The sequence below is a fragment of the Flavobacterium sp. DSP2-3-1 genome (assembly GCF_049896865.1).
In the GTDB taxonomy this organism is placed as follows: Bacteria; Bacteroidota; Bacteroidia; order Flavobacteriales; family Flavobacteriaceae; genus Flavobacterium.
The window spans coordinates 98,285-118,851 of the sequence record NZ_JAFCVD010000012.1 but is presented as its reverse complement, the minus strand read 5'-3'; the positions used below and the strand labels follow the sequence as shown (position 1 = coordinate 118,851).

The window sequence follows — 20,567 nt, the reverse complement described above, 5'->3', positions numbered from 1 at the left end:
GAGAGAAGTGAATAATGAGTAGATAATGGTAAAAAGAAATTGAGATGGATCATAAAGATTTAGAAGTTTGGAAAAAAAGTATGGATTTGGTGGTACGTTTATATCAAATTACGAAACTGTTTCCTGATTCAGAAAAATATGGTTTAACGAGTCAAATGAGAAGGGCAGTTGTTTCGATACCATCTAATATTGCTTAAGGAGTTGCACGTAAAGGAGATAAAGAATTGATACAGTTTCTCTTTATTTCTAGAGGGTCACTCTCGGAATTAGAAATTCAATATTTAATTGCGATACGATTAGAATTTGTTACAAAAGAGGATGCTTTTGAACAGCAACTTATTGAGGTAAAAAAGCTTTTGATTGGATTTAAGAATTATATAAATAAGAAGTGAGTGGTGAGGGGTGAGTTGTCAGAAGTGAGAAGTGAGAAGTGAATGGTGAAAGGTGAGAAGAGAATCGTGGAATGTGATAAAGAATCTTACGTAAAAATTAAAAAAAGAAAATATTATATAGCTAAAAACGAGTAAAATGAAACGGAATTGTGAATAGTAGGAAGTTGTTTTCTATTCACCATTCACTTTTCACTTCTCACGAATTATGAAAGACATTATATTAAAAGCCGAAAATATTTCTAAGCAATACCGACTGGGGCAAGTTGGGACGGGTACCATGGCACACGATTTGAACCGTTGGTGGCATCAGATACGCGGGAAAGAAAACCCATATTTAAAAATAGGCGATACCAATGACCGCAGTACTAAGGGAGAAAGTGATTATGTGTGGGCATTACAGGACATTAACTTTGAGGTAGAGCGTGGTGAGATTCTTGGAATTATTGGAAAAAACGGAGCGGGAAAGTCTACTTTGTTGAAGATATTGTCCCGAGTGACTGCTCCCACCACCGGCAGTATTAAGTTTGGGGGTCGCGTGGCTTCTTTGCTCGAAGTGGGTACCGGATTTAATGGAGAAATGACTGGCAGGGAAAATATTTACCTGAATGGTGCCATTTTAGGGATGACCAAAAAAGAAATCACTTCTAAAATTGATGAGATCATTGAGTTTTCCGGTTGTGAACGTTATATTGATACTCCTGTGAAACGCTATAGCAGCGGAATGTACGTGCGATTGGCTTTTGCCGTTGCCGCATTCTTAGAGCCTGAAATTTTGATTGTTGATGAGGTTTTGGCTGTGGGAGATGCCGAGTTCCAAAAGAAAGCGATTGGGAAGATGCAGGATATATCAAGATCAGGTGGTAGAACAGTTTTGTTTGTGAGTCATAATATGGCGGCGGTGAAGAGTTTGTGTACGAAAGGGATTGTGTTGGAGCATGGTAAAGTGGTTTTTGAAGGCGGGATAGAGGCGGCTATCGATAATTATTTTCAAGAAGTTCAATTAGTTAATGATGGTAGGAGAGTTGAAATCATTAATGATTTATTGGGTGTTTTTACAAAATGGTTTATCAGGGATAGTGATTCATTTATTATTTCTTCGGATGAAAAAACAAATATTTGTTTTGAATTTGATTCAGATGAGAATTTAAAAAATTGTGAATTAGGACTTGTTATTAGAAATTTTGAAGGTAAAATATTGTTTGGATGTAATAGTCGTGATTATGAAGGAGATTATTTTGATATTAAAAAAAGAAAGTACATTTTTGACATCGAGTTAGTTTTACCAATTATAGATGGTAAATATGAAATTGATATTGCTTTAGTAAGTAATAATAACATTATAGACCAATGGGTATCAGAAACAAATTTAATTGTTAAAAACAAATTTGAATCTGTTCTTGATAGAAAATGGCGGGGAGAGCTAAATTTAAAAACATATTTTAGTTATGACGAACTTCATTAAAAAAAAAATAGTTAACTACCTGTCGAATTTTTTCCTAAGAACAGAACCGAAATTTTATAATAATAGTAACTCTTTAGGAATTAAAATAGGTTCAAATTCTTACTTTGAAAAACCTAAAATTTTGGATGGTGCAGAATATATTGAAATAAAAGATAACTCTAGTATTGGACATAGTTCATGGTTAGCGGCGTTCAATAAATATTTTAATCAATCATTTGAGCCTAAAATTATGATTTTAAATAATGTAAGAATTGGTAATTATGCTTGTATTACTGCCATAGATGAAATATTAATTAAAGATGGATGTTTGCTTAGCGAATATGTATATATATCAGATCATTATCATGGATTTGACCCTACATTAAATTTGCCTCTTAAAGATCATCCTCTTTTTTCAAAGGGAAAAGTTGAAATTGGAGAAAATACTTTTATTGGATACAGGGCAACAATACTATCAGGTGTAAAACTAGGAAAGAATTGCGTTGTAGGATCACATTCTGTAGTAACTAAATCTTTTCCTGATTATTCAATGATAGCTGGATCTCCAGCAAGATTAATTAAGACTTATGACTTTGAAAATAAATGTTGGAAAAATGAAAATAATTAAAAACAGGATAAAGAAAATTATAGAATATAGAAAATATAAAAAACTCGGTTTGTCATACAGTGAATTTTCTGCATTAAAAAATAAATCAAATAAAAAAACATCTATACTATTTGGAAGACAATTAAAAATTACCGATTCTTTCTGGTATTTACATAGTCTAAATGAGTTGTTTGTTGAAGAGGTCTATAAATTTGATTCAAATAGTACTATTCCTAAAATTATAGACTGCGGATCAAACATTGGTTTAAGTATTATTTTTTTTAAAAGGATGTACCCAGATTCGGAAATTATTGCATTTGAACCGGATAACGATATTTTTAATATTTCTAAATATAATTTGAATCAATTTGGTATTAATGATGTGAAACTATTTCAAAAGGCAGTTTGGATTAACGAAGAACCTCTTATTTTTGCTAAAACGGGTGCTTTGGGGGGGCATTTAGTTCAAGAAAAAGCAGAAAATACAATCGAAATTGAAACTGTACGCTTAAAAGATTTTTTAAGTCAAAAAATTGATTTTTTAAAAATTGATATTGAAGGTCCAGAATATGATATTTTGAAAGATTGTGGGGAATCATTAAAAAATGTAGAGAATATTTTTGTTGAATACCATAGTTTTTCTGCAAACCCTCAGATGATAGGAGAATTATTAATTATATTAAAAAATGTAGGATTTAAGGTGTATATAAAAGAGGCTTGGGAAAATATGAAGAAGCCATATAAAGAAAAAAAAGGACCTTATTTTGATTTGCAGTTAAATATATTTGGATACAGACCATAATGAAAATAGCATTTACTATTTGTTCTAATAATTATTTAGCACAAGCTAAAATATTAGGGGATTCTTTGTTAGAAAAAAATCCTAATTACAAGTTCGTAATTGGTTTATGCGATCTATTGTCAGATGATATTGACTATTCTTTTTTCGAAAATATTGAAATTATTCCTGTTTCTCAAATTAACATATATTGTTTTGATGAGATAATTAAAAAATATGATATAATAGAACTGAACACTTCTATAAAACCATCTTTTTTTAAGTATTTTAGTAATCAATATGAGAACTTAGAGACTATCATTTATTTTGATCCTGATATTCAAATTTTTAATAATTTGTTTTTATTAGAAAAATATTTAGAAGATAGTGATGTTTTACTAACACCTCATATTTTAAATCCAATAAGTGTTGATGATTTTCAACCTTCTGAAAATATATTTTTAAATTATGGTATTTATAATTTAGGATTTTTAGCCCTAAATCCAAAAAGTAAAAATGCAATAGATTTATTGGAATGGTGGGAAGATAAAACTTTAAGAATTGGTTTTAACAGAGTTTCAGATGGTTTATTTGTAGATCAGTTGTGGATTAATTTGGCACCAATATTTTTTAATAATATCAAGGTCTTACAAGAGTATGGTTTTAATGTTGCTCCATGGAATTTGCATGAAAGAAATTCAATACATAGAAATGATGACGAATATATTATGAGTGATAATTCTAAATTAGTATTTTATCATTTTAGTTCTTATAGTCACAAAAAACCAGAATTGTTCTCGAAATACTATGATCGATATAATTCTGTAGTATTGTCAAAGGAAATATTTGAATTATATAATCAATATCATTATAAATTAATACAAAATAAAATAGCTTTTTTTTCAGAAATTAAATGTCATTATATTAACATCGAGGAGAAAGAGGTTAAAAAAAAGAGTTTATTTGAGGTTGTGTTGGGTAATATTTTACCACCATTCATTAATAAAGTAGCAAAAAAATATTTAAAATAAATAATGCCTAAACTCTCCATCATAACCATCAACTATAATAACCTTCTTGGTTTGCAAAAAACGATAGCAAGTGTCACGAGCCAAACTTGGCAAGAGTTTGATTACTATGTTATTGATGGTGGTTCAACGGACGGAAGTGCTGCTTATTTAGCAAGTCAAAATGATAAAATTACGTATTGGGTTAGTGAATCTGATAAAGGAATTTATAATGCGATGAACAAAGGGATTGCAAAGGCTAGCGGAGAATATTTACTTTTTTTGAATAGCGGGGATCATTTTATTAATTCTTTGTCGTTACAAAAAGTCCAAAAGCATCTCATTAATGATGGTGTTATTTATTTTAATATTGATGTTATAGATAATGGAAGTTCTTATGTATTAGAGAATCCTACAGTAATGTCGTTTTCTTATTTGCATAACAATTTACCTTGCCATCAATGTACATTTATACATCAATCCGTATTTGACAGAGTAGGGAATTATGATGAAAGTTTGAAAATAGTGGCTGATTGGAAATTGTTGATACTGGCCATATTAAAACACAACGTCACTTACCGAAAGGTAAATGCTGTTTTTTCAACTTTTTACAAAGATGGAATAAGTTCCTTGCCAGAAAATCAATCCATTATAGAAGCTGAAAGAGCTCGGGTTTTACAAGAGGAATTTCCGGTACTGATGAATGATTTGAACGAATATTTTGTTCTGCAAAGAATCATTCGGAATCTAAGAAAATCACGAAAAATTAATTTGTTAATTAAGTTAGGTTTGTTGGATAAATTTTAAGGTTGATATGGATAATCATTTTACTCTTTCGGTTATTATTCCGGTTTACAATTGTGAGCGCTTTATCGAGAAAACGATAGCCTCAGTAATTTCGCAACCCGAAGTGATTGAAATTATTGTCATAAATGATGGCAGCACTGATACTACTGCATTACTTTTAGATCAATTGCAAAAACAAAATTCCATTCTTAAAATATATCATCATCAAAATAAAGTAAATAAAGGCCGTTCTTCCAGTAGGAATCTTGGAATACAAAAAGCCACTGGAAATTATATTGCTTTTTTGGATGCCGATGATTATTTTTTACAGAATCGGTTTACCAATGATATCAAAGTTTTTCAAGAAAATGTCAAATGTGATGGGGTTTATAATGCTATTGGAGCACATTTTTATAAGGAGGTTAGCATCTTGGAACGTGACAGAATCGGATTATATATGGTCACGGAAAAAATAAAACCAGAGGAACTTTTTGTAACCTTGTTTTCAGGAAAGAAAGGTCATTTTTCAATAGACGGATTAACGGTTAAGAAATCAGTTTTTGATATGATTGGTTTTTTTAATGAGGCTTTAGTCGTCATGGAAGATACCGATATTTTTTGGAAAATGGCGTTGAAATGTAACTTGTTTACAGGAATTATTGACCAGCCGGTAGCCATTCGTGGGGTGCATGATAAAAATGTTTTTGACCAAGCGGATTTGTATAAAAAGAATGTAATGTTACTTTATGAATCATTGCTAGAATGGTGTTGTAAAAACAAAGTTACATCTCACACGATTGATGTTTTATTAAAAACGATATGGATTATAAGGTTTAAAGGAGAAAACAAACTGTATCAGGATATCGGGTATTGGGCAAAATTATTTTATCCCTATCCAAAACTGTTTTTTTCAATTTTAAGTATCAAATATTTCCCTGTAATTAGGCTTAGAAAAGCACTTTTTCCATTCTTGTATCCCAAAACTATAAACCAAAAATAAAATGCCTTTTTCAATATCAATAATTATTCCGGCTTACAATGTGGCACAATTTATAGAAACAGCAATTGTTTCTGCATTACAGCAGCCTGAAGTGAGTGAAGTTATTGTTGTTGATGACAGTAGTTCAGATAACACACTGCAGATTATTAAAGCCTTGCAAGTTTTCAATGCTAAAATTAAAATTTACCATCATGAAAATCATATTAACAAAGGACGTTCTGCCACTAGAAATTTAGGAATAAAAAATGTGAGTGCAGATTATATAGCATTTTTGGACGCGGATGATTTTTACTTACCCAATAGGTTCTCTAATGATAAAAAGGTATTTCAACAGGACGCAAAATGTGATGGAGTATACAATGCCGTTGGATTTCATTTTTACAGAACACTAAATCCATTGGAAGAAGGAACATTTAAATTAAACACAATTTCTCAAAAAATAAAACCGGAAGCTCTTTTTGACGCCGTTATTTCGAGTAAATTTGGATATTTGCATTTAGATGGATTGACCGTTAAAAGATCTGTTTTTGATAAAATTGGATATTTTAATGAATCGTTGCCAGTAGCTGAGGATTCGGATATTATTTATAAAATGGCTTTAAAGTGTTGTTTAGAATCTGGAATTATTAATGTTCCTTTAGCCAAAAGAGGTATTCATGAAACTAATATTTTCAATCAAGAAGGTATTTATAAAATATACAAAATCAAGTTGTATGAATCTATTATTTCCTGGAGTTGTGAAAACAGCATTTCGATGCAGCACATTGATAGCACTCTAAACTGGTTGTGGGTTTTTAAATTTAGGGAAAAAAACAACTTGATTACTGATACTTTGTATTGGGCTTCCATATTTTTTACGAATCCAAAACTTTTATTTACGTATTTAAGTGTCAAATATTTTCCAATTATTAGACAAAGACAAATCCTTTTTCCATTTTTGTACCCAAAGAATTAAAAACTAGTATTTGAAACCTAAAATCTCCATAATTACCGTCAACTATAATAATCTTGAAGGGTTACAAAAAACGATTGCAGGAGTTTCCAGTCAGACTTGGCAAGAGTTTGAGCATATCATCATTGATGGTGGTTCCACGGATGGGAGTTTGGCTTATATTGAAAGTAAAACGTCCTTATTCGCGTATTGGGTAAGTGAGCCAGATAAAGGTGTTTATCATGCCATGAACAAAGGAGTCGCAAAAGCTTCCGGGAAGTATTTACTTTTTTTGAACAGTGGCGATCATTTTTATAAAAAGAAAGTATTAGAAAAAAACCAACATTTCTTAAAAGATTATGATCTAATTTATTTTAATATGCATGTGAGTGGCGAGAATAAAAAATTAATTAAAGAGTATCCTGATACATTATCATTTGCTTATTTTTTAAAAGATAATTTGCCACATCCATCAATATTTATAAAGAAAGAATTATTTCAAACTGTCGGATTATTTAAAGAGGACTTTAAAATTGTTGCCGATTGGAAATTCTTTATTGATAGTGTTTGTAAGCATAATGCTTCATATCTTCATATTAACAATACGTTGACGACCTTTTATTTAGATGGAATCAGTTCTTTACCAGAAAATAAGGTAATTATTGATACTGAAAAACAGGAAGTATTACAATCTGATTATTCGGCATACATGCAAGATTTAGAGGATGTGCTGAAATATATGACAATAGTTCATAGTCTAAGACGATCAAGAATAATTAGGGGGTTAATTCAACTTGGTTTTTTAAATAAATTTTAAAATGAATGCACTTGTATCTATTATTGTTCCTTGTTTTAGACAAGCACATTTTTTAAAAGAATCTCTACAATCAGTACTCGATCAGACTTATGTACATTGGGAATGTATTATTGTCAATGACGGAAGTCCAGACAATACAGCTATAATTGCTAAACAGTGGTGCGAAAAGGATAACAGATTTAGCTATTTATATAAGCAAAATGGAGGTTTGTCCAATGCGCGTAATGCAGGAATTGCAATTTGTAAAGGAGAATTTATTGTTGCTTTAGATGCAGATGATATACTGCATCAAGATTATTTAATTAAATTATTACCCGAATTATTAAATGACGAATCTCTTGCCATAGTTTCTAGTTATAGAGTTTTTTTTCGGGATAATAAAACAAATGTTTTCTTTCACGAAAAAGCAGTAGGTACTACTTATCATGCTTTGATTTTTGAAAATATTTTGATGCCTTCATCGATGTATAGAAAAAAATATTGGGTAGAAGTAGGCGGATATGATGAAAATATGAAACATGGTTTTGAAGACTGGGAATTTTGGATTGCAGTTACTAAGGCGGGTCGTAAGTTTAAGTTTGTAGAAGAATATTTATTCTTCTACAGAAAATCAAAAACATCAATGTTAATTGATACATTAAAAAATCATCGAATAAATATTTTAGAATATGTTTTAAAAAAACATAAAGAAATTTATATAGGACATTTCGAAAATACGATGGAGTATCTTTTCTTTTTAATTAATTTGTACAGGCAATCAGAGATTAAAGCTAAAAATTCATTAGAATATAAAATTTCAATAATAATTACCAAGCCCTTTAGGATATTACAAAAGATAATGAAAAATAAATAAATTTTTAATGATTTCAGTTGTTATAAGAAATAAAAATCAATCCGGTGCGCTCACTTTTTTGTTAAAAAATTTGACGGAAAGATATTGGTATGACATTGCGGAGATTATTGTTGTAGATAATCTTTCAACTGATTCCAGCAAGGAAGTTACGGAACAATTTGGGGCACGTTTCGTTAGTATCAAAAATTTTAGCTTTGGCAAAAGTGCTAATGTTTGTGCTAGAGAAGCTCGATTTCCTGTCGTGGTTATTTTTAGTGCACATTCGTATCCTGTCAGCCATGACTTTTTTAAGTTAATACAAACGAAATTTGAAAATAATCTTAATTTAGCTGGATTACGGTGTTTGCACAATACTAATGATTATAAAAATTTTATCAATAAGATTCCAGCAGTAATTGATCCTAATAAATCAGGTTTGATTTTCTCAGGCTCGGCTTTTAGTAAAGCAATTTGGGAAAAACATCCTTTTAGAGAGGATGTGGCTACCTTTGAAGATAAGGAATGGACCACCAGAATTTTAAAAGAAGGATATGAAATTGATTTTGTAGAGGCAATATTTAGCTATGAAATCAAACGAAGCCGAAGGCAATTATTTTTTCGATTCAAGAACGATATAGTAGGAAATTATCAGTTGTGGCATCAAGATATTAGTTTATTGCATGCTATTAAAGGATTGTCGCTGGGTGTTTTTTATTTAATAAAATCTTTTATCTTAGACTTGAGGTATATGATTTTACGTTTTTTATATTTGGTTAAATTTATTTATAATAAGCCAGATAAGTTTTGAAAATGATTATGAAAAGATTGTAAATGTTTAATTAATTAGTGATAGTTTAGAGCATTAGTATTTGCGAATAAATTTAGCTATTTTCTCATTTGGAAGAAGCAGAAATCATACAACGAGAGTAACTAAAGAGATTTTTCATTTTACATTAGGTTGTACAGGTATGAGATATAGAATAATTTAAAAGAGTTTTAACCCTACAGGAATATTGATACTTTATAATCCTGATAAAATTAGATCATAAATAAATTTGATGAGAATAGATATTAAAAAATATAAAAAGGAGTGGTTCATTGATTTGAAACCTGAAATCTTGCCCATTTCCGTTTATATTATAAGAAAGTCATTGTTAGCTGCTGTCGCTGAGTTGAAACCTAAATTGAATGGTAAAGTACTTGATTTAGCATGTGGAATTATGCCCTATAAAGAATTTTTAAAATCTGATAAAATTGAAAATTATGTAGGTATTGATTTAGAGCCAAGCGAATACCATCATGATATAAAACCTGATTTTTATTGGAACGGGTTGGAAATTCCATTAGAAGATTCATCAGTAGATTTTGTTTTGGCTACTGAATTTTTAGAGCATTATTTTGATACCGCTACTATTTTAAAAGAAATTAAAAGAGTTTTAAAACCAGGAGGTATCTTCTTTTTTACAGTACCTGGAATTTGGCCACTCCATGAAGAGCCATACGACTATCATAGATTTACTCCTTTTGCATTAGAAGAGCATTTCAAACGAGCCCAATATACTTCATCAATAATTAAACCTTTAGGTGGGTTTTATTATCATTTTGCCTTATCAATAGCCTTGTTTTTTGAATTTAGATTTTCTAAGAAATATAGAAATATTATGAAGCCATTTGTAAGCATATTTGCAAATTTTTTAATTAAGAAAGATAATAAATCGCAGCAATTACCCTTTAAAAACGGACAAATGTATTCTGGGTTATATGGTTTTGCTACTAAATGATTTAATAATAATAAACCAAAGCGGTTTTGACATCCGTATCAAAAATTATAGTAAACAGTTTCGATTTTTTACGCTTTTTCGTTGTCTTATTGGAGGTAAGTTTTCTTGTAGAACCATTATTGGAAAGTGATGAAAATCAACTTTGTTTGCGAGCATTTAATATTAAAGAAAGCTTTACTATTTAAAAATGAAATATTAATTTAAGTAGTAGTCTCTTCTTTTGGGTTATGATTAACACTGGTATGATATGAATATATGAAAACACAAACAATGTTTATAAAAGCACTCCAAGCCCTAAAAAAAGAATATCTTAGGATAAAAAATTTAGTAGCGCCACATCCCTTATTTTCTAGCATTGATAAATTTAAATTATCAAAGATCAAAAGAGATAGTAATAAACAAGGATTCATTTATTTAAAGCCCAAAGGTTGGTTGCATACGATTAAAATTCGTAAAAATTTTATTGACAAAGAAGTTGTGCACTATGTGTTACAAGATCAATATCATTTGCCTCCCACACTGTCAAAAATTTCAGCTAATCCTGTAATTCTTGATTTAGGTAGTAATATTGGTCTTACAATAGCACATATGAAACAAATCTATCCTACTTCAAAGATTATTGGATACGAAATGAATAAAGAAAATTATCTTCTTGCTAAACGAAACACCAAGTTTTATGATAATGTGATGGTAGTTAATACAGCTGTGTGGATAGAAGATGCGACAGTAACGTATAGAAATACTGCAAATTACGATTCGTATGCCATTTTAAATGACACAGAAAAAAAAGATGCAGATGAGTTAATAGAGGTGCCGTCACTCAAACTGTCAAGTATCATAAAAAATCATAATCTTACGCATATTGATTATTTAAAAATGGATATTGAAGGTGCCGAGAAAGCGATTCTCGAATCTGAGGATTTAAGCTGGATGGACAAAGTGGGTGCGATGAATATTGAAATGCATTTGGATCGAAATAATGATCTCAGCGAATTTCTAGCCATTATTGAAAATAGAGGATTTATTGTTTGGAAGGATTCCAAGCATTGGTCAAGTATTTTTGCTGTGCGGAATAATCTATGATTTACACTATTGTTTTAATCAAAATAATGAATGTTAACAAGTTGAAATAAGGCCTAATAGTATTATTTTAAAGAAATCAAAATGAATAATAAGATATCTGTAATCATACCGTGCTATAATCAAGCCCTTTTTTTAGAGGAAACATTACAATCTGTTTTAAAACAAACACATAAAAATTGGGAATGTATTATAATTGATGATGGTAGTACAGATGGTTTAAAAGAAATTGCTTTAAAATGGTGTGATTTTGATGAACGGTTTTTATATTTTTTCAAGTTTAATGGTGGTTTGAGTAGTGCAAGAAATGCTGGATTAAGGCTTGCAGAAGGAGATTATGTACAATTCTTGGATGGGGATGATTTAATCAAACCAAGTAAATTTGAACAGCAGCTAATAGATTTGCAAGACGCTCAAGTTTCTATTTCAAATTACTTTTCGTTTGTAGATGGGAATATTGAATTAGCAGCACCTTACCGGTATTTAACTCCATTTGTTTCTGAGACAAATTTTAGAAAAGAAATTATTTTAGATTGGGAATATAGAATGTCCATTCCATGTCATTCCGTTTTGTTTCAAAAAAAATTAATAGTAGACAATGAAATTTTATTTAACGAAACGCTGCCAAATCATGAGGATTGGGTTTTCTGGTCGCAATTGTTTTATGTTTCAAAAAAGATTAAAAATAATACTAATGTTTTGGCTCTTTATCGAATAAGAGATGATTCGATGACAGCAAATTACGCTTTGATGAGGCATGGTTTTAAGGAAGGAGCTAAAATTCTTTTGTATTATTTTAAAGAAAAAAAAGAAAAAGATTTGGTTAATGCGGTTCGCATAAAACAAAACGAAATAAGAAATAAAAATAAAAAACCCTTTTTAAAAAAAATTGAAGCGCGACTAATCGGTAAATTAATTTATTTCTATAGAATATGTCAAAAGTAATAAAGCCAATAGCAATATACCTTCCACAGTTTCATCCCATACCTGAAAACGATCAATGGTGGGGTAAAGGGTTTACAGAATGGACTAATGTAACTAAAGCCACTCCTAGATTTGAGGGGCATTTTCAACCTCATTTACCGGCAGATTTAGGTTTTTATGATTTGCGTTTACATGAAACACGACTCGCTCAGGAAGAATTAGCAAAATCACATGGGATACATGGTTTTTGCTATTACCATTATTGGTTCAACGGAAAACGAGTGCTTGAGGAACCATTAAACAGAAAACTAAAAAATCCTAAAGAAGATTTCCCGTTTATGATGTGTTGGGCTAATGAAAATTGGACAAGAATTTGGAATGGAGGAGAATCGGATGTATTGTTGAAACAGGAATATTCAAAGGAAGACGATTACAATCATATCAAAGTTTTAATAGACTATTTTAAAGATGATAATTATATTAAAGTAGAAGGTAAACCGATGTTTATTATTTACAGACCCAAACTGTTTCCAAATGTTGAAAAAACAATTGAAATATGGCGTGAAGAAGTAAAAAAAGCAGGTTTTCCGGACATTTACATTGGATTTGCACATACATCTGAATACGATCATGAACCCAAAAGCAAAGGATTTGATTTTATGTTTGAATTTCAACCTAATTTCAGTGTAAGACCCAGTATAATAAATAATACTTTTTTTAAAAAGACAATAAAAAGGTTATTGAAAAAAGTGAAGATTTCAATAAAAAATAAGTTTGAAGCCGTTTATGATTACGAACAATATGCCAAAATGCAAATGGATTCTGGTTTTAAACGGGATTGTTATCCCGCAATTACTCCTATGTGGGATAATTCATCAAGAAGGAAAGTTAACTTTTTTATCCTGCATAATGCTTCACCCGATAAATATAAAGTTTGGCTGAAGCATATCAAAGACAGCTATCCTTGGGATAAAATGCCGGAACGATTTTTATTTATTAATGCTTGGAATGAATGGGCTGAAGGCAATCATCTGGAACCCTGCCAGAAATGGGGGAAAGGGTATTTAGAAGCGACCAAAGAGATCATTACGGATGATATTAATTCTTTTTAATTAGTTTTTAAATGAATAATATTACGGTCAGTATTTTTATGCTTACATACAATCAAGAGCAATTTATAGCACAAACTATTGAGAGTATTTTGATGCAAAAAACAAATTTCACCTATCAATTGGTAATAGGAGAAGATTGTAGTACAGATACGACCAGAATTATCTGCGAAAAATATGTTACTCATTATCCTCAAAAAATAAAATTGTTACTGTCATTAGAAAAAAATATTGGTTTGATTGCCAACTATATGAGAACCATAGCAGCATGTGATGGGAAATACATCGCTATTTGTGATGGAGACGATTACTGGATTGATGAATTAAAATTACAAAAACAAGTTGATTATTTAGAATCTCACCCAGATTTTTCAATAGTATTTACAAAAATAAAGAGACTTTTTTCTAATGGAGAATTCAAAGAGATGATTATGGAAAATCAAAAAAGTTGCACAACTTTTGAAGATTTAATTTTTAATAATTTTATACCTTCGGTTACCGTATTATTTAAAAACAATCAAAAAAACGAAAAAATTCCTTCTTGGTTGATTCATTTTCCTTATGGTGATTGGCCTACTTATCTTTGGACTATTAAAGACGAAGGTAAAATCTATTTTTTAGATGAGGTAACAGCTATTTATAGAATAGATATAGGTGTTTCTTCGAGGATCAGAAAAGTGAATAGTGATGTGGTAAAAGTTAATTTGAATATTTTAAAATGTATTGCCAACGATAACGGTTTTGAACATAAAAGAGCTGCGATAAATGAAAGTATCTTTAGAGCTAAAAAAAATGTAATGGCAAGTTTAAATAGGGAAAAAAAATATCTGGCTTCGCTTAAAATGTTATTCCATATTATGTTGAATTACAAACAAAAGAATCAAGTTGCAAAGTTATATTTGTATTCTATATATCGAACATTTGAAAAGAGAAATTAAGCTTTTTAAAATAGTTGAAATAATAAAAAATGCTTGTAATTTGAAAAATGTACAGCCTAATATATGCTATGGGTTTAATTGTATTAAAAAATGATAACATTAGTATTAACTTACCGTAACCGAGATTTGCGAATTGTAAAAAAGTGCTTGGATTCTTTGAATCAACAATCGCTTCATTTGTTTCATGTTGTTCTGGTAGATTATGGCAGTGAAGCTGTTTTTGCTAATAATTTAAAGAAATTAGTAAAAGGCTATGATTTTATACAATTGATATCATGTCCAGTTGAAGGGCAACTGTGGAATAAGTCTAGAGCTATTAATATTGCTTTGCAGCAATGTAATTCTCCTTATTTTTTTGTTGCAGATATCGATATGCTTTTTAGAAAAGATTTCATCGCGCAATTGTCTCAATTGAAATCTCTGGATGAAGTAATCTATTTTAAAGTTGGTTTTTTAAGTAAAAAAGAGTCTGCAAAAGTGTGTGTTTTTGAAACATATAAAGTGAAACATTATTCTACTGAAGAGGCGACAGGAATGACCTTATATCCCACTGATATTTTAAAGAGAATAAACGGATATGATGAGTTTTATCACGGTTGGGGAGCTGAAGATACGGATGTTCATGTACGCTTGATAAATTCAGGATTTAAAGTGCGATTTTATGAATTAGAAGTCCTAATGCTGCACCAATGGCATCAAAAAGCCTATCGAACAAAAAATAGTATAGCCCCATTTCATAATAGTCTGGAGAAAATAAATCAATGCTATTTGAAGCAAACTCGAAATCTAGGAATATCAAAAGTAAATAATAATTTTGGTTGGGGGATTTCTCCAGAGGAAAATAGTTATAAAACTTTAGCAATTCCCACCCATTTTTTTACTTTAACGAATGAAAAAGATGAAATTGATGCTTTTTTAAAAGGGAGTTTGTTTAATAGTAAGGATATGGTTTTACAATTTACAGTTACAGAAAGCCCATTTCAAAAGAATTTTAGAAATTATATAAGGAAGCTGATCGGAAAAAAGTTTTTTGAGTATTATCAAATTGATGAAGTTAATAATGAACTTTTAGAAACATTGATTGTTAATTTTCGAAACCATCCCTATCAATATGTTTATGAACAAGATAAAGGAATTATTGTACTTAAAATAAAATTCTAATTATGAAAATTCTAATGGTCTCTATGGCTTCGCTTCATTTTTTTAAATGGGCAGAGCAATTGGAAAACGCTGGACATGAAGTATATTGGTTTGATGTGATTGACAGTAAACAAAAAGTGTCAAAGATTAGTTGGATAAATCAAATTGTTGACTGGAGATTAAGATGGAATTATCCAGGACGCTATTTTATGAAAAACAAATTTCCGAGGCTTTATGATTTTGTACAAAAGTTCAATGAACGAAATACAGCAATAATTTTCGAACATAAATTATTAGAAATTGAGCCTGATGTGGTACACAGCTTTGAAATGCAAATTTCGTGTTTACCAATTCTTTCTGTGATGGAGAAATATAACTCCGTTAACTGGGTTTTTTCATCTTGGGGAAGTGATATGTTTTTTACACAACAGTTACAAATTTCTGATTTTTTAAGGAATAGAACATTAAAAAGAATTAATTATTTGATTACCGATTGCTTCAGAGATTTTGAAATTGCAAAAAAAAATGGATTTACGAATCAGTTTTTAGGTGTTTTTCCAGGTAATGGTGGAATTTATTTTGAAGATAGAATAATGCTTCCAGTTTCGCTGAGAAAAATAATTTTAATTAAAGGTTATAACAATTGTATTGGGAAAGGTATTAATATTATTAAAGCTTTGACAAAAGAATTGTTAGTTTTGATGAAAAATCATGAAATTATTGTGTTTGGAGCTGATCATGAAATTCAAGATTATATAAATAATCAAGATCGATTTAAAGAAGCGAATATAAGAATCAATTTAAGATCAGATTTTATTGAAAATAATGCGCTGTTAAAAATGATGGGAGAAAGCTATATTTATATTGGAAATAGCATGTCAGATGGTTTGCCCAACTCAATGATAGAGGCAATGGGCATGGGAGCTTTTCCAATTCAATCTAATCCGGGTAATGTAACTGAGGAACTTATAATTGATGGATATAATGGACTTCTGATTCAAGATGCATTAAATTATAAAGATATTGAAAGATTGATTAAAAAAGCATTGTTGGATCCAGCAATGATTGAAAAAGCTTTTGAACACAATATAAAGGTTATAAAAGAAAGGTACGATAGAGACAAAAATAAAATTGAAATAATAAAATTATATGAGTCCATTTCTAAAATATAAGTATTGTTTTAGTTAAATTGGGTATTGTTTTTTTTAGATTTTTTCAATAAAATAAATAGTATATAATTATGAAAAAAATATGTGTCATTCCACTACGTAAAGATTCTAAAGGAATTCCAGGGAAAAATAAAAAGAAAATGGTGGGTCGTCCCTTGTTTTCATGGGTCCTTACTGAAGCTATTTTTTCTGATTTGGATGCCGTTTATGTATTTACAAACGATACGGAAATAATTAGTTATGTAGAACGGGAATACTATTGGACCGATAAGGTTTTTGCCTTGTTGCGTAGTGAAGAAAATGCAGATGATACCGCTTCTACAGAAAGCACTATGCTAGAGTTTTCTGAGGAAATCAATCACGATTACAATGTTTTATGTTTATTACAAGCGACTTCTCCCTTGACTTTGGCAGCGGATATTAATACCGTTTTGGACAAAATCACCACCGAAAAATACGATAGTGCCCTCACTGTGGTCAATACGCATCGATTTACCTGGAACAGTGATGGAACCCCGCAAAATTATGATGTTTTCAACAGGCCCAGAAGACAAGATTTTGAGGGATTGTTAATAGAAAATGGTGCAGTTTACGCTACTAACAAAGAACTTTTTTTAGATTCTAAAAACAGAGTGAGCGGGAACATTGGCTTGGTGACCATGTCAGAAGAAACTTTGATGGAGATTGATAGTCTGGCTGACTGGAATATTGTTGAAAATCTATTAATGGGGCGGCAAAAAGCAATGAAAACAAACCAAAGGATTCAATATTTAGTGCTGGATGTAGATGGTGTTTTTACAGATGGAGGAGTATATTATAATAAAGATGGAGAAATGGCAAAAAAATTTGACATGCGTGATGGTATGGGATTAGAGATTTTAAGAGAAAATAATGTTGAAGTGATCACATTGACTTCTGAAAATTCTAAACTGGTGGCAGAGCGTATGGAAAAACTTCAAATTAAAGAGGCTTTTTTTGGCATTAAAGATAAATATTCTTTTTTAAAACAATTTCTTGCCACTAAAAATAGTAGTTTTGGTGCTGTTGCTTATGTAGGTGATGATGTGAATGATTTGACGAATATGTGCAGTTCAGGTTGGTCTTTTGCTCCGGCAAATGCTACATCCATTGTGAAATTAAATGCTGATTTTGTGCTTGGTAGTGCTTCGGGAGCCGGAGCTATCAGAGAAGTTTGTGAAACGTTATTAAAGTATAATAAAAGATATGACTGAGTTTAAAAAACCTTATGTAATTGCTGAAATTGGATGTAATCATAAAGGAGATATAGAAATTGCAAAAGAATTGATAAAGATTGCTAAGATATTTTGTAATGTTGATGCGGTTAAGTTTCAAAAGAGGAACAATACCGAATTATTGACCGAAGCGCAATACAATGCACCACATCCTAATGCCAGCAACTCTTACGGGGATACGTATGGTGCGCATAGGGAATTTTTAGAATTTGATGCGAATGAACACCAAGAGTTAAAGGATTATTGTGAATCAATAGATATTACGTATTCGACTTCTGTTTGGGATACGACATCAGCCAAAGAAATTGCATCGCTTAAGCCAGAATTTATTAAAATCCCTTCAGCCTGTAATAATAATTTTGATATGTTAGGTTGGCTTTGTGATCATTACCGAGGGGAAATTCATATTTCTACAGGAATGACCACTAAAAATGAAACAGATACTCTGGTTAATTATTTTGTTGAAAAAGGCAGAAATAAGGATTTAGTCCTATACAATTGTACCTCAGGTTATCCTGTACCTTTTGAGGATGTATGTTTGTTAGATATTACTTTGCTGAAGCAAAAATATGGTGATACCGTAAAACATATTGGTTTTTCCGGACATCATTTAGGAATAGCGGTAGATATAGCAGCCTACACACTGGGTGCTAACATTATTGAAAGACACTATACGATCGATCGCACGTGGAAAGGGACCGATCATGCTGCGTCATTAGAGCCTATGGGATTGCGAAAATTATCACGAGACTTAAACGCAGTTCATGGTGCTTTATCCTTTAAATCAACGGATATTTTGCCTATTGAGCAAGTGCAAAGGGATAAGTTGAAAAATAGGAAATTGTAGTTTTTTGTTGTTACTCTTTCTAGGTAATACCTATTTTGCGTCAACGATTAGAAGTAACTATTGTTATTCTTATTGTACGATTTGTCTTATTTCGAAATTACAATAGATTAAGTCTTGTGTGATTTATTCTTTATTTCGTTTTAAAGTATCTGTAATTATAGAATTAAATTTTCACAAGAACAATTGCTATAATTGAGTTTAAACTTCTTTTTTTTCTCAATTTTGCTATTAGAATAGAATATGAATTTATAAAGAAAAATACTACAAAGTAGACTTCGTTTAAAAATCTTGAAGAATACCAAAATAGTTTGGGCATTAATTTATGAGTAAAAAAATATTTATTTTTTTTCCCGATGGAGTGGGGTTGCGTAATTTTGCGTTTACGCAGTTTAAAGAATTAGGAGTGCAAAAAGGACACCAAATTGTCTATTGGAACAATACCGTTTTCTCTCTTCAAGAGGAGTTGGGTTACGATGAGGTTACAATAGAAAACCATAAAATAAATCGGTTAACGCCAATCTATTCTCGCATTCGAAAACACATTGAGTTGAATGTTTCGCAAAAGAAGTTTAAGGATGACGTGTATCCTACTTATAAATTTCCTTTTAGCTATACTGGTGTAAAAAACACATTGATAACACTTTATACGAAGTTGTTAATAGGATTGAATTCTTCGGAAAAAGGGATTGTCCGCATCCGAAAAAGAATCTGTAGTTTAGAAAGGTCGACTGAAAAATACCAGTATTGTAGAGCACAGTTACAAGAGCATCAACCGGATTTGGTGTTTTGCACCACACAACGCGCCACGCAATCTATAAGTGCTTTATTGGCGGCCAAAGATTTAGGAATTCCTACTGTGGCTTTCGTCTATTCCTGGGATAATGTGCCTAAGGCCATGCAGGTTGTGGAAACGGATTACTACTTTGTCTGGAGTGATCTAATGAAAGACGAAGTTTTGAAATATTATCCTTTTGTACAGGAATCTCAAGTTATAGTTACTGGAACACCTCAGTTTGAACCTCATTATGATAGCCATTTGCTGCAAGAAAGAGCCGTTTTTTTTGCTGAGCATAACTTAGATATTGAAAAAAAATACATTTGTTATTCTGGTGATGATGAAACCACTTCGCCTTTGGATCAGTATTATTTACAGGATTTGGCTCAAGCAGTACGCAGCTTAAACAGCAAAGGGAAAAACTTGGGCATTATTTACCGAAAATGTCCCGTTGATACCACTAATCGATATGATGCTGTTTTGCAGGCGAATACCGATATTATTGCTGTTATAGACCCAGTCTGGAAACCGATGGGGAAACAATGGAATGAAATTTTGCCTACGAAAAAAGATTTAGGACTATTATATAATGTTTGTGCCCATTCTGAATTTGTGACCAATGTATGTTCCTCAACAGTTTTTGATTTTGTGGCTCATGAAAAATCGTGTATTTACTTCAATTACGAGCAACCTCAATTAAGAAAAGGAATTCGAGACATCGGTCAAAATTACAAGTATGTTCATTTTAGAAGTATGCCCAGTCCAGCAGCAGCTGTTTTTTGTACGGATAAAAAAGAGTTGGAACATTTGGTAAACCAAATCCTAAAAGGTGAATTATCCAATGTTTCAGAAGGGAAAAAATGGTATGAAATTGTGGCTGGTGTAACCCCAACTCAAGCTTCAGAGAAAATATGGAAAAGTATAGATGCAATTTTAAGTAATTGAAAATTGTAGTCTAAT

General features: G+C 30.9%; 20 protein-coding genes and 1 pseudogene. All 21 read left to right on the top strand.

All coding sequences use genetic code 11. The annotated features are described in order from the left end of the window. The first annotated feature begins 44 nt into the window (after positions 1 to 44). The 21 genes and pseudogenes from ACP7AT_RS14005 (at position 45) to ACP7AT_RS13905 (ending at position 20,552) form a co-directional block, all read left to right on the top strand. A pseudogene (locus ACP7AT_RS14005) lies at positions 45 to 392 on the top strand (four helix bundle protein). Between the two features lie 205 nt (positions 393 to 597). Continuing rightward, positions 598 to 1,854: an ABC transporter ATP-binding protein gene (locus tag ACP7AT_RS14000; RefSeq protein ID WP_426065008.1), complete on the top strand. Its 1,257-nt coding sequence runs from the start codon at positions 598 to 600 to the stop codon at positions 1,852 to 1,854. Then, the gene (locus ACP7AT_RS13995) at positions 1,838 to 2,461 is read left to right on the top strand and encodes an acyltransferase (RefSeq protein ID WP_426065007.1); all 624 of its coding nucleotides are present in this window, start codon (positions 1,838 to 1,840) and stop codon (positions 2,459 to 2,461) included. Before ACP7AT_RS14000 ends, ACP7AT_RS13995 begins: the two co-directional genes overlap by 17 nt. Further along, positions 2,448 to 3,242, top strand: a complete 795-nt coding sequence (locus ACP7AT_RS13990) for an FkbM family methyltransferase (protein WP_426065005.1) — start codon at positions 2,448 to 2,450, stop codon at positions 3,240 to 3,242. The genes ACP7AT_RS13995 and ACP7AT_RS13990 overlap by 14 nt, the downstream gene beginning before the upstream one ends. Beyond that, positions 3,242 to 4,249 (top strand): hypothetical protein, encoded by a 1,008-nt coding sequence (locus ACP7AT_RS13985; RefSeq protein WP_426065004.1) that lies wholly within the window; start codon positions 3,242 to 3,244, stop codon positions 4,247 to 4,249. The genes ACP7AT_RS13990 and ACP7AT_RS13985 overlap by 1 nt, the downstream gene beginning before the upstream one ends. A gap of 3 nt (positions 4,250 to 4,252) precedes the next feature. Then, positions 4,253 to 5,032: a glycosyltransferase family 2 protein gene (locus tag ACP7AT_RS13980; protein WP_426065003.1), complete on the top strand. Its 780-nt coding sequence runs from the start codon at positions 4,253 to 4,255 to the stop codon at positions 5,030 to 5,032. Positions 5,033 to 5,039: 7 nt separating this feature from the next. Continuing rightward, a complete protein-coding gene (locus ACP7AT_RS13975; protein WP_426065002.1) occupies positions 5,040 to 6,011 on the top strand; it encodes a glycosyltransferase family 2 protein in 972 nt (323 codons plus the stop codon). Position 6,012: 1 nt separating this feature from the next. After that, positions 6,013 to 6,966 (top strand): glycosyltransferase family 2 protein, encoded by a 954-nt coding sequence (locus tag ACP7AT_RS13970; RefSeq protein ID WP_426065000.1) that lies wholly within the window; start codon positions 6,013 to 6,015, stop codon positions 6,964 to 6,966. Between the two features lie 10 nt (positions 6,967 to 6,976). Next, entirely contained in the window at positions 6,977 to 7,759 is a 783-nt protein-coding gene (locus ACP7AT_RS13965; protein WP_426064999.1) for a glycosyltransferase family 2 protein, read from the top strand. A 1-nt stretch (position 7,760) separates the two neighbouring features. Then, entirely contained in the window at positions 7,761 to 8,612 is an 852-nt protein-coding gene (locus tag ACP7AT_RS13960) for a glycosyltransferase family 2 protein (protein WP_426064997.1), read from the top strand. Positions 8,613 to 8,619: 7 nt separating this feature from the next. Continuing rightward, complete coding sequence (locus tag ACP7AT_RS13955; protein WP_426064995.1) at positions 8,620 to 9,399, top strand: glycosyltransferase family 2 protein; 780 nt, start codon at positions 8,620 to 8,622, stop codon at positions 9,397 to 9,399. 250 nt (positions 9,400 to 9,649) lie between these two features. After that, a complete protein-coding gene (locus tag ACP7AT_RS13950; RefSeq protein ID WP_426064994.1) occupies positions 9,650 to 10,372 on the top strand; it encodes a class I SAM-dependent methyltransferase in 723 nt (240 codons plus the stop codon). Positions 10,373 to 10,627: 255 nt separating this feature from the next. Next, the gene (locus ACP7AT_RS13945) at positions 10,628 to 11,455 is read left to right on the top strand and encodes an FkbM family methyltransferase (protein WP_426064993.1); all 828 of its coding nucleotides are present in this window, start codon (positions 10,628 to 10,630) and stop codon (positions 11,453 to 11,455) included. 81 nt (positions 11,456 to 11,536) lie between these two features. Then, positions 11,537 to 12,397 carry a glycosyltransferase family 2 protein gene (locus ACP7AT_RS13940; RefSeq protein ID WP_426064991.1) on the top strand — a complete coding sequence of 287 codons (861 nt, stop codon included), beginning with the start codon at positions 11,537 to 11,539 and terminating at the stop codon, positions 12,395 to 12,397. Beyond that, positions 12,385 to 13,488 carry a glycoside hydrolase family 99-like domain-containing protein gene (locus ACP7AT_RS13935; protein ID WP_426064990.1) on the top strand — a complete coding sequence of 368 codons (1,104 nt, stop codon included), beginning with the start codon at positions 12,385 to 12,387 and terminating at the stop codon, positions 13,486 to 13,488. Before ACP7AT_RS13940 ends, ACP7AT_RS13935 begins: the two co-directional genes overlap by 13 nt. A gap of 11 nt (positions 13,489 to 13,499) precedes the next feature. Further along, positions 13,500 to 14,423, top strand: a complete 924-nt coding sequence (locus ACP7AT_RS13930; RefSeq protein WP_426064989.1) for a glycosyltransferase — start codon at positions 13,500 to 13,502, stop codon at positions 14,421 to 14,423. Between the two features lie 90 nt (positions 14,424 to 14,513). Beyond that, the gene (locus tag ACP7AT_RS13925) at positions 14,514 to 15,584 is read left to right on the top strand and encodes a glycosyltransferase family 2 protein (RefSeq protein WP_426064987.1); all 1,071 of its coding nucleotides are present in this window, start codon (positions 14,514 to 14,516) and stop codon (positions 15,582 to 15,584) included. 2 nt (positions 15,585 to 15,586) lie between these two features. Further along, positions 15,587 to 16,735, top strand: coding sequence for a glycosyltransferase (locus ACP7AT_RS13920; protein WP_426064985.1), 1,149 nt, complete (start codon positions 15,587 to 15,589; stop codon positions 16,733 to 16,735). A 68-nt stretch (positions 16,736 to 16,803) separates the two neighbouring features. Continuing rightward, positions 16,804 to 17,964, top strand: a complete 1,161-nt coding sequence (locus ACP7AT_RS13915; protein WP_426064983.1) for a cytidylyltransferase domain-containing protein — start codon at positions 16,804 to 16,806, stop codon at positions 17,962 to 17,964. Continuing rightward, positions 17,957 to 18,832, top strand: coding sequence for an N-acetylneuraminate synthase family protein (locus tag ACP7AT_RS13910; RefSeq protein ID WP_426064982.1), 876 nt, complete (start codon positions 17,957 to 17,959; stop codon positions 18,830 to 18,832). The genes ACP7AT_RS13915 and ACP7AT_RS13910 overlap by 8 nt, the downstream gene beginning before the upstream one ends. Positions 18,833 to 19,154: 322 nt before the next feature. Next, positions 19,155 to 20,552, top strand: a complete 1,398-nt coding sequence (locus ACP7AT_RS13905) for a UDP-glycosyltransferase (RefSeq protein WP_426064981.1) — start codon at positions 19,155 to 19,157, stop codon at positions 20,550 to 20,552. Positions 20,553 to 20,567 lie beyond the last annotated feature (15 nt).